Origin of the sequence: Methylobacterium tarhaniae (assembly GCF_001043955.1) — a bacterium.
GTDB classification, from domain to species: domain Bacteria; phylum Pseudomonadota; class Alphaproteobacteria; order Rhizobiales; family Beijerinckiaceae; genus Methylobacterium; species Methylobacterium tarhaniae.
On record NZ_LABZ01000302.1, the window covers coordinates 1 to 2,397 of the forward strand.

Consider the following 2,397-nt stretch of genomic DNA (forward strand, 5'->3'; position numbering starts at 1 on the left):
ACGTCCCACACGACGACGAGCCCGGGCGCGACCGGCGGAGGGGCCGCGATCACGGCCCTTTCCAGCTCCCGGGTCGCAGGCGCCTTCGGCTTCGGCGGGTCGCGCACGATCCCGGCGCGGTCGTCGTCGAGCTGGCTGAGATCCGCGAGATCGACCGGCGGCAGGGGGGCCTCGTCCTCGTCGGGGTCGTGCTTGTCGTGAGGGCCCGCCTCGATCCCCTCCTGGACGACGCCCAGGATGTGTACAAGCCCGCGCAGGGCCCCCTCAGTCAAGGCAAGCTGAAAATGCCGGCTTTCCGGAATATATTCAACCTTCCTCGCGTTTGTCTTGTTGGTGGAAGCCCCGATATAGTCTATCATGGACCGCATCAGCCCATATGTGATGATGTCAGGGTAGGTCGTGATATTCCTTTCTCGCCAATATTCGAGGCACAGGCCCGCGCATCGAGCCGCGGCGCGTTGGCAGCCGACAGCCGCGAGCCAAACGGCGATCCGCTCCGAGGCGTCCTCGACGAGCTTCAAGGTCTCGCGCAGCATCGGCTCGTCGCCGCCCGCGGAGCGCTCGATCGCGCCCAGGCACGAGCGCTCGGCGACCCGCAGCGTGATCAGGCCTGGCTCGTCGCGCACGGCCTGCAGGCTGGCACGCAGGCGCCACGGCAGCTTGTGAGGGCTATTGGAGGAGAGGATCGGATCCAAGTAATTGTGGACGTCGTTGCGGTAATCAGAGTGCGGGAACTCCACTCCGGACAGCAATTCCAGGGTGGAGACCGGCTCGTACTTGTCCCACTTCCGGGGCTTTGTGTAGATGTCGTACTGCCTGCGCACCACCATGACGCAGTTCTTGCGCACGCGCGCGAAGTGGTCGGTCATCTTCGACATGAGGGGATCTCGCTGAAACGGGGGACGCGAATGGGCGCCGAGCCGGATCGGGCTCAGGCGGCGGTCGGTTTCCGTTTCGAGATCCGGGTCATGGAGGGCTCCTCAACGCCTTGGAGAATACACACGCCGAGCGCGGCCCGCAAGAGTTCGCGAAGCGTTCGTCGCCGCGATAGTTGACGAATCCCTGGCCGGACGCCTCACGCCGAAGATGTGATCTCCTGCTGGCGGAGCAGATACTCTCGCTCTACAGGCATATGTTGCATCTTTGCCTCTGTGCGAATCCGGGATCGGTGCGACCCTCGATGCAGGTCGCCGGGCGCGTAAGGGCCCTCCGTCGCCGAGCATTCCGCTTGACGGTGACACGGCCTCAAAGCGGGCGGGTTCGGCAGCCCGCGGGGGAGGTTCGCTCTCGCCCCCAGCCGCCACAGGAGGGTCAAGTGGAGATCGAGCAGGTCGCCGAGCTGGCGCGCACCGTCGCTGCGCTGACCCAAAGGCATCAGGACTTCTTCAACGGTCTGGTCGCCGACGAGCGCGCCAAGTCCGCCCAGGCGGAGACAATCGCCAGGCTGTGGGCGATGTCCGACGTAGCGGTCGTTAATGCCGCTGCGACCGTCCACGGGAATGGCATCAACCCGGAAGCTTTGAAGGCTCTGGCGATCCTCCGGGAGGCCGGCTTCGTGCGGGAAGTCCAGGTCCCGGCCTTCCTAGAGGGTATCGTCTACAACAAGGGCGACCGCGTCATGGTGCGGGGGCGGATCTACGAGTGCCTCTCCGACTGCGTAACGGGCTTCTACCGATGCGAGGGCGACCCGACCGTTGAGGTGCCTCGACTGACGACGCCCAACTGGCAGGCTGTCGGGGCATAGCCATGGGCAAGCTCCACCACATCTGGGTCCGCCGCGCCCATGGGCTGCCCATGCCGCTGCCGCCCAAGCCGAAGCGCCCGCTCGGGCCGCCGGTGATCCTCTACTGGGGTGACGCCCCGATTCGGATGCGGTCCGACATCGAGAAGGCCAACCTCACGTGGGAGGGGTTCCTCGACATCATGGCGGGCGAGGAGGCCGAAGCGACCATGCGGTCTGAGCTCCCCATGGGCGCGCGCGGGGCCGACGCCGTCAGGAAGCTGACCCTGGAGCACGAGCGGCCCGTTGTGATGCGGGATTACTGGGCCCGCGTCCGCGTGGCCATGGAGCGCGAGAGCGAGCACGAGCGCCGAAGGTGGGAGGCCCTGGTCGGCATCGAGAGCGCCCGCCTCGCCCGGATCGCCGGGCCACCTTCCTTCCTCAGCCGCTTCTTCGGGAGAGCAGCATGACCGAGTACCGCTTCGTCCTCTGGCACGACGCGCTCCACATGGCCAAGATCGTCAACCAAGGCGAAGGCGCCGTCGCGATGACGCCAGGGACCGTCACGCCGTTCGCCGTCGGCAACCCAAAGCTGCAGCTGCTCGACGCAATCCCGCTCGCCTGCGCGGACACCGCCTTCGACATGGTCGCCCTAGCGCGCCGGGGCCTGCAGGCCC

Annotated in this window: 3 protein-coding genes and 1 pseudogene; 3 read left to right on the forward strand and 1 reads right to left on the reverse strand. The window is 66.8% G+C overall.

The window, feature by feature from the left end; translation table 11 throughout:
• Positions 1 to 878: pseudogene (locus VQ03_RS29190) on the reverse strand (hypothetical protein); the annotation flags it as partial.
• A gap of 437 nt (positions 879 to 1,315) precedes the next feature.
• Here VQ03_RS29190 and VQ03_RS29195 point away from each other — a divergent pair.
• The 3 genes from VQ03_RS29195 to VQ03_RS29205 all read left to right on the forward strand — a co-directional run.
• Positions 1,316 to 1,744: a hypothetical protein gene (locus VQ03_RS29195; protein ID WP_048454435.1), complete on the forward strand. Its 429-nt coding sequence runs from the start codon at positions 1,316 to 1,318 to the stop codon at positions 1,742 to 1,744.
• 2 nt (positions 1,745 to 1,746) lie between these two features.
• On the forward strand, positions 1,747 to 2,190 hold the full coding sequence (locus VQ03_RS29200; protein ID WP_048454436.1) for a hypothetical protein: 444 nt from the start codon (positions 1,747 to 1,749) through the stop codon (positions 2,188 to 2,190).
• Positions 2,187 to 2,397: hypothetical protein (locus VQ03_RS29205; RefSeq protein WP_048454437.1), on the forward strand; the 211-nt coding region annotated here is incomplete at its 3' end. The genes VQ03_RS29200 and VQ03_RS29205, both read left to right, overlap by 4 nt.